The sequence below is a fragment of the Dapis brunnea BLCC-M229 genome, from assembly GCF_050015995.1.
Taxonomy (GTDB): domain Bacteria; phylum Cyanobacteriota; class Cyanobacteriia; order Cyanobacteriales; family Microcoleaceae; genus Trichodesmium.
The window spans coordinates 35,804-44,373 of record NZ_JBNHEP010000058.1 but is presented as its reverse complement, the minus strand read 5'-3'; the positions used below and the strand labels follow the sequence as shown (position 1 = coordinate 44,373).

General features: G+C 35.6%; 4 protein-coding genes. All 4 read left to right on the top strand.

What is annotated here, in order from left to right; all coding sequences use genetic code 11:
* Positions 1 to 2,720 (top strand): two-partner secretion domain-containing protein (locus ACP6PM_RS06430; protein WP_426582913.1); only part of this gene is annotated, 2,720 nt, incomplete at its 5' end.
* A gap of 132 nt (positions 2,721 to 2,852) precedes the next feature.
* Positions 2,853 to 4,535 (top strand): ShlB/FhaC/HecB family hemolysin secretion/activation protein, encoded by a 1,683-nt coding sequence (locus tag ACP6PM_RS06425; RefSeq protein WP_426582911.1) that lies wholly within the window; start codon positions 2,853 to 2,855, stop codon positions 4,533 to 4,535.
* Positions 4,536 to 5,248: 713 nt separating this feature from the next.
* Positions 5,249 to 5,827, top strand: coding sequence for a Uma2 family endonuclease (locus ACP6PM_RS06420; RefSeq protein ID WP_426582909.1), 579 nt, complete (start codon positions 5,249 to 5,251; stop codon positions 5,825 to 5,827).
* 44 nt (positions 5,828 to 5,871) lie between these two features.
* Positions 5,872 to 8,526, top strand: a complete 2,655-nt coding sequence (locus ACP6PM_RS06415; RefSeq protein WP_426582907.1) for a CHAT domain-containing protein — start codon at positions 5,872 to 5,874, stop codon at positions 8,524 to 8,526.
* Positions 8,527 to 8,570 lie beyond the last annotated feature (44 nt).

Below are 8,570 nucleotides of genomic sequence, written 5' to 3'. Positions count from 1 at the left end.
GCGTCTACTTCATAAATCCAGCAGGAATTGAAAATATATTAACTAGAATAACAGGGAATAATGCCAGCAATATATTAGGAAAATTAGGAGTAGATGGAGCAGCCAACTTATTTTTAATCAATCCCAACGGTATCTTCTTCGGCTCCAACGCCAGCCTAGACATTCGCGGTTCATTTATCGCCACAACCGCCGACGAAATCAGATTAGGAGAAAATGGATTATTCAGTGCCACAAACCCACAAAATAATAACTTATTATCTGTAGCACCATCAGCCCTATTTTTCAATCAAATAGCAACCCAAACAGGAAATATTATTAACCAAGCAACAGAAACAGGATTACAAGTACCGACAAGAGAAACTCTAGGATTAATAGGAAAAAATGTAGTTATTGATGGTGGAAAACTCACAACAAAACAAGGCAGAGTCGAAATAGGCAGCGTCGGAGCTAATAGTTTAATAAAATTAGAAAACACAAAAAATAATTATGTATTAAATTATTTAGAAGTAGAAAATTTGAACAACATTGAAGTGAAAAATAATGCAGTAGTAGACGTAAGTGGAGAAGGAAGTGGAGAGATACAAATACAAGGAAAAAAGATACAAATAAAAGAAAAATCAAGAATTATAGCCAACACATTAGGAACCCAACTAGGAGGTAACATATCATTAACCGCCAGCGAATCAATAGAAGTAAATGACAGCTTAGTAAACGCTGATGTGGAAATAGGTGCAACAGTCAATGGAGCAAATATCACAACCAATAGTCCAGGTTTAACACTCGCAAATGGAGGACAGATTAAGACAGCAACATTTGGAGAAGGACAAGGTGGAAGTATTGAAATCAATGCTGTTGATGTTGAAGTTACTAACAGTTTTATTAGTGCTGACAGCAATAATAATAACGATATCGCCAGAACTACCGGAAAAGGAGGAAACTTAACAATTAAGACTCAACGTCTCACCTTGAAAAATGGTGGGAGACTGCTAGCAGTTACATCCGGTGCAAGTCAAGGGGGAAATATTATGGTCAATGCCAGAGAAATCAAAGCATCTGGAATCTCCCCAGATGGTAACTTTGCCAGTGGTATAGACAGTCGAGTTCAATTGGGAGCTACAGGAAAAGGTGGCAACTTAACAATAAATACCGAACGTCTAATACAAACGGACGGAGCAGCAATTCAAGCGGGAGTTTTCAGTTCCGGTCAAGGCGGCGAGATTACAGTCAATGCTAGAGAGATTGAGTTATCTGGTAATGGTATAAGTGAGAATTTATTTCCAGAACTATCATCTGTCTTCGAAAGCCAAAATCCTGAAGTTCCCACTTCTTTGTTCACAACTGTTTTCCCTGGTGCCACAGGAAAAGGTGGAAACTTAACAGTCAATACCCAAAGTATGACCCTGCGAGATGGAGCGTTAATTAGTACAGGAACATTTGGTTCAGGTAACAGTGGAGATTTAACAGTAATAGCAACAGAAATTAATTTGATAGGTGTTAGACCTATTAGTCAAATTGCTAGTGGTTTGTTTACCTCAGTTTCTTTACCAGAGGCAACAGGCAATGGAGGCAACTTAACAGTCAATACCCAAAATCTGACCCTGCGAGGCGGAGGAACAATTACTACAGGAACATTTGGTTCAGGTAACAGTGGAGATTTAACACTAACAGCAACAGAAATTAATTTGATAGGTACTAACTCTAATGGTCAAATTCCCACTGGTTTGTTTACCACGGTTTTCTTTGGGGCAACAGGGAACGGTGGTGACTTAACTGTTGATACAGAAAGCCTCCGCCTCATAAAAGGTGCGCAAATCGGAGCAGGTACGTCTGGTGTGGGTCAAAGTGGAGATGTTACCATTAACGCCACTGACAGCATTGTTCTCTCTGAAGTCAGTGATTTTACTGGTGACTCCAGCGCTATCACTGTTAGCAGTTCTGACAGTGGGGAAGCAGGTTCCCTGAATATTACAGCTCCATCTATTCAGCTCAACAATGGTACTCTCAGCGCTGAAACTACTGCTGGAAACCAGGGCAATATTACTATACGAGCTTCAGAAATTAACTTAACGAATAATAGTGAAATTACTACAAATGCTACCAATTCTGCTACAGGTGGCGATATTAGTATTGATACTAAATTTATCATTGCTTTCGATAATAGTAATATTAGTGCTAATGCTTTAGAAGGTAAAGGCGGTAGTATTGCCATTGCTGCAGAAGGTGTGTTTCTCGACAATAGTAGCCAAATTACTGCGACTTCAGCTTTGGGTATTGATGGTTCGGTAGACCTGAATACTCAGGTAGACCCGACTCAAGGGGTAGTAAAATTATCTGCTACGGTCATAAATGCTGAGTCATTAGTGGCACAAAATTTATGCGTAGCAACGAGTGAGCAAAAACAAGGAAGTTCTTTTGTGATTACAGGTAAAGGTGGTCTTCCCCCAAACCCGACTCAACCATTGACAGTATTGAGGGGAACTGTGGGGTGGGAAAGTAATACACAAGAGGACACAAAAGTGGTGATGTCTGAGTCTCAACAATCAGTGATGGTTTATCGTAGGCCAAAAAATCAGAATTTGCCAAAAATTACTCAGGCAATGGGTTGGGTTATGACTCAATCTGGTAAAGTAACTCTGACATCTACTGCAAATAGAATTAATTCAGCTAGTCCACAATTAATTCATCCTAGTTGTTATCTATTTTTAGGGAGTAGGGAGTAGGGAGTAGGGAGTAGGGAGTAGGGAGTAGGGGACTTTGCTGATTTTAGTAAGGTGTAGAAAAAGCTCCTTGCTAGCTCCTGACTCCTGAGTGCTGACTCCTGAGTGCTGATAACTGATAACTGATAACTGAATATGATTGTCTGGATAATAATTCTAATTTTTTTCCCCTATTTTTCTGTTTCTAAACCTGTGATTGCTCAAATAACTCCTAGACCAGTTAACCCTATTCCTCAACCCTTACCACAAGTAAAACCATTACCACCACCAGATGATTTACTCCAACCACAACCAGTTCCATCTCTATCTCCCCAATCTCCTCCTCTGCAAATTCCTGGCAAGATTACTGTAAACCAATTTGCTGTTGTTGGTAGTACAGTTTTTAGTCCAACAGAATTAGCAGAAGTTCTCAAACCTTTTACAGATAGACCTATTTCTTTTGCAGAATTACTTGAAGCACAAACAACAGTAACTCAGCTATATTTTGACCAAGGATATGTTACTTCTGGAGCTTTTATTCCACCACAAACTTTGCAAGATGGTACTGTTGTTATAGAAGTTATTGAAGGACAAGTTGAAGAAATTGAAATTTCCGGACTGAAACGACTTAATTCTAGTTATATTAGCAGTCGTATTGAACCTGGTATTGAAACACCTCTAAATCAAAATCAGTTATTTCAATATCTACAGTTACTACAACTCAACCCCTTAATTGAAAGATTATCCGCTAATTTAACAGCAGGAACTCGTCCTGGTTTAAGTAGGTTAGAAATAGAAGTAGAAGAAGCACCTGCTTTTTTTGCTCAACTTTCTGCTGATAATTTACGTTCTCCTAGTGTAGGTACTGTTCGTCTTCAAAGTCAAATTTCTCATAATAACTTGACTGGGTTTGGCGATCGCTTTAATGTTACTTACTATCGTACAGAAGGTAGTGATACTCTTGATGACTTGAGTTATACTCTCCCAATTAATTCTAAAAATGGTACTATTAGTTTGCGTCATCGTCGTACGAGTAGTGAAATTATTGAAGATCCTTTTAATGAACTAGATATTGATACAAATTCTCAGACTTATGAGATGAGTTTTCGCCAACCTATTTATCAAACTCCTAGTACAGAAATTGCTGTAGGTTTAACAGGTTCTGTAGAAGAGTCAAAAACTACTCTTTTAGATGAACCTTTTCCAGGTTCTATTGGTGCAGAAGATGACGGGGAAATTAATATTTCTTCACTGCGTTTTTTTCAGGAATATGCTTATAGAAGTACCACAGATGTATTTGTGGCAAGGTCAGAATTTTCTCTAGGGATAAATGTTTTTGGTGCTACTGTGAATAATCAAGCTCCAGATGGGAGATATTTTTCTTGGCGAGGACAAGCACAATATTTACGTTTATTAGCACCAGAAACAGTTTTTTTAATTAGGTCAGATATTCAGTTAGCTCCCAGAAGTTTGTTTCCCCAAGAACAGTTTAGTTTAGGAGGAGGATTAAGTGGACGGGGATATCGTCAGGATGCTTTACTTGCTGATAATGGTATGTTTATTTCTACTGAGTTTCGGTTTCCTATTCTGCGAGTAAGAAGGTGGGATGCTACTTTACAATTAACTCCTTTTGTTGATTTTGGTACTATTTGGAATAGTAATGAATTAGAATTAATTGAGGATACTTTATCTTCTGTTGGTGTGGGTTTAAGATTTCAAGTTGGAACTCGTTTTTCGGCTCAATTAGATTGGGGAATTCCTTTTATTGATATAGATACTAATGGAGATTCTTGGCAGGAAGATGGTGTATATTTTTATCTTAGATATAGAGCGTTTTAAATAATTAATAATTATTAATTAACAATTAATAATTAAGGATATTCTAGGATGGCTGTGATAAATTACTAGAAAATAAACTCCATAAACTTTGCTATGTAAGAATTATATTCAATAATGGATAATGGATAATTGATAATTGATAATTACCTATCCCTAAAAGGAAGAGGATTGAATAAAAGGAAAATTTTTTCTTGTTTATCCTTCAAAGGAGAGGCTTTAAACCTTAATTATTTGGTCAAATAAATTCAAAATTAAAAATTATTAATTCGCTCATTATCACCTCTGCCTGTTTGCGCAGCATTCCGCAGGAAAGTCAGACGCTGGAAATCAGGAAAATATTTTTGATTTTTTCGTTAGGTACGAATGAGTCTTGAATCCTTAATTAAACAATTATTGAAATTAAGGAACGAACCAAAATTTTTGAACTTTGAATTTGGAATTTGGAATTCAAAAAATGGTCATAGAAAAAAGCAATTATAACAAAAATACCTTTTTATTTGGTTAAATACTCTGCTCTTTAAGGGTTTAAGGTCTTTTAAACTACTAAGAACCTATAACCAGTCTAGGAGAGCCATAATTAATAATTAATAATGAAAACTATCTCTAATTATAAATTGTAAATTATCTATTGGTAATGAAGCTGATAGCTTACTGCTGACTGCTTAAAACACATGGTATAATGATAAGTAATAACAATCAAATAAACTGAAATTATGAGTTTTTTAACATTAAATTTAGACACCGTTAAACTGAGTGACGAACAATTCTACAAAATCTGTCAAAATAACCGCGAATTACAATTTGAACGTAATACTAAAGGAGAATTAATTATTATGTCCCCCGTTGGAGGTGAAAGTGGCAATAGAGAAGCTGACTTAATTATTGATTTGGGAATCTGGAATAGACAAACTGGTCTAGGTTATACATTCAGTTCTTCGACTATTTTTAAGTTACCTAATGGTAGTGACCGCTCTCCAGATGCAGCTTGGATTCGCCGAGAACGCTGGGAGTCTCTGACTACACAACAAAGGCGTAAATTTCCGCCTATAGCGCCAGATTTTGTTCTGGAATTAAGGTCAGCAACTGATAATTTAAAAATGTTGCGTTCTAAAATGATGGAATATATGGATGCAGGGGTTTTATTAGGGTGGTTGATTAATCCCCAAGACCAGCAGGTAGAAATTTATCGTCGAGAGCAAGATGTGGAAGTGCGTCATCTTCCCACAGAATTGTCTGGTGAAAATGTGTTGCTCGGATTTAATTTAAGTTTATCTCAGTACTTTGAAATCTAGAGCAATAATAGAGTTTGATACTGAATTTATTCTTGGTTAAATATATGCTTAAAACCTGCTTTCTTTATTCTGCCTTTTTTATTCTGCCTTCTGCCTTAATGTTGGGAATTCAAACAAAACAAGTTCAGGCGATTTCTCCCAACAATAATCAATTCAAAGCTAGCAAAATAAATTGGGATATACTAACTCAAGCATCAACTATATCGGCTAGTAGATTGGAAGCAAAAGCACAACAACTTTTTGAAAAAGGAGATTTTTCTGGAAGTATACCTTTGTTAGAAGCAGCTATTAATAATTATGCAAATCTAGGAGATGATTATGGTCAGATAAGAGCGCTCAGAAATTTAGGTTTAGTTTATCTCAAACTAGGAGAATGGCAAAATTCAGAAGTAACACTTAATCGCTGTTTAAATTTAATTCAACAAATATCAAATAATCAAAAAACAGCACAACTTACTGCTAGTGTTTTAGAAGTAAAAGGTCAGTTACTATTATCTATTGGTCAAGCAGAAGCAGCTTTAAATACTTGGAAAGAAGCCAGTCAAATTTATAAAGAGATTGAAAATTATCTAGGATTGATTCGTAGTAATATAAATCAAGCTCAGGCTTTACAAGCATTGGGTTTATATTCTCAGGCATTTAAACAGTTAGAAATAACTAAAGAAAATTTGCAAGACCAGCCAGATACTATAGTTAAAGTAAAAGCATTACAAAGTTTAGGTGATGTACTACGAGGAACAGGTCAGGTACAAGCATCTCAAAAAGTTTTAGAGTCTAGTTTGGCAATAGCAGAAAATTTACAAGCACCAGAAGAAATAGCCATAATTTTAATTAGTTTAGGTAATACAGCTATACTTTTAGAAAATCCTGAAGCTGCTAATTTATTCTATCAAGAAGCAATAGAGGAATCACCTGTAGCAGAAATTAAAATTCAAGCAATTCTCAATCAGTTAAATCTATTCGTACAACAAAAAAAATATTTCGCTGCTACAGAATCAGTAAGAAATATTGATGATTTACTGAATCAATTACCAATTTCTCAACTTGCCATTTATGCCAGAATTAATTTAGCTAAAAGTTTACTAAGTTTACAAATAATAGTATTAGCAAATAGCAATAATAAACCATTATATTCGACAGCAAAAATTTCTGATTATTTGGTAACAGCAGTTCAACAAGCAAGAAATTTAGGAGACACAAGAGCCGAATCTTATGCTTTAGGCAATTTGGGAAAATTATATGAGCATAACCAACAATTGAATGAGGCGAAAGATTTAACAGAAAAAGCTTTAAATTTAGCTCAAGCTATTAATGCTGCTGATATTGTTTATCAGTGGAAATGGCAATTAGGTCGCATTTTGACAGCTCAAGAAAATAAAGAAGACGCTATATTAGCTTATTCTCAAGCAGTAGAAACTATCCGTACTCTGCGCAGTGATATAGTTGCCGTAAGTTCAGAATTAAAGTTTGATTTTCGAGATAGTGTAGAACCAATTTATCGTGAGTTAGTAGATTTACTTTTACAACCGTCTGAGTCTGGTCAAAAAGATATTATTAATCAAGAAAATTTGAGAAAAGCACGAAAAGTAATTGAAGCTTTGCAGTTAGCTAAACTAGATAACTTTTTTCGGAATGCTTGTTTAGATGCTCAACCAGTAGAAATCGATCGGGTAGATAAAAATGCAGCTATTTTCTATACAATTGTTTTGGGCGATCGCCTGGCAGTAATCTTAGCTATACCAGAACAACCTCTAGTTTATTACACAACAAATATATCAAAACTAGAAGTAGAATCAACTGTTCAAAATTTGCTGGATGCTATGGCAAATCCTCAAAAACGAATTTTTCTCGAAAACTATTGGGAACCCGCTCAAAAAGTATATAATTGGTTAATTAATCCTATTGAAAAACAATTAGAAGCTAATCAGATAAAAACTTTAGTATTTGTATTAGAAGGAAACTTGCGTAATATTCCTTTAGCTAGTCTTTATGATGGTGAGAAATATTTAGCTCAGAAGTATAATGTGGCGATCGCTCCTAGTCTGGAGTTAATAGATCCCCAACCATTAGCACGAAAGGAACTGGAAATACTGAGTATGGGAATAACTGAAAGTCGTCAAGGTTTTCCACCGCTGCCGAATGTGAGAAAAGAATTAGAGGATATTCAAAATCAAACTTCCAGTGAGATTTTACTTAATGAGTCGTTTACAGAAAATAAAGCTAATACTGAAATTGCTAATACTACTTATCAAGTAATTCATATAGCAACCCACGGCGAATTTAGTTCTAATGCTGAAGATACTTTTATTTTGACTTGGGATGAGAAAATTGATGTTGAGGAATTACGAAATATGATTAAATCAGGTATTCAACAAACCCGACCAATAGAATTATTAGTATTGAGTGCTTGTCGTACCGCTGCTGGAGATAACCGAGCAACATTAGGATTAGCAGGAATTGCTGTAAGAGCAGGTGCAAGGAGTACCATTGCTAGTCTGTGGTATGTGAGTGATGAAGCGACTGCTGCATTGATGAAAAATTTATATCAAGAGTTAACAAACCCAGAAATTACTAAAGCAGAAGCTCTGAGTCGAGCGCAACAACAACTTTTAAAGGATGCTCAAACAGGAATAATCAATCCAGAATTTGAGCATCCTTATTTTTGGTCAACTTTTATTTTAGTTGGTAACTGGTTATAGGGAATAGGGAATAATACTTTGTAGGTTGGGTTGAGGAACCAAAA

What these genes read in the sequence shown, in the direction of transcription:
- ACP6PM_RS06425 (WP_426582911.1), top strand. Translation starts at nt 2,853, where the DNA reads ATGATTGTCTGGATAATAATTCTAATTTTTTTCCCCTATTTTTCTGTT.
- ACP6PM_RS06420 (WP_426582909.1), top strand. Translation starts at nt 5,249, where the DNA reads ATGAGTTTTTTAACATTAAATTTAGACACCGTTAAACTGAGTGACGAA.
- ACP6PM_RS06415 (WP_426582907.1), top strand. Translation starts at nt 5,872, where the DNA reads ATGCTTAAAACCTGCTTTCTTTATTCTGCCTTTTTTATTCTGCCTTCT.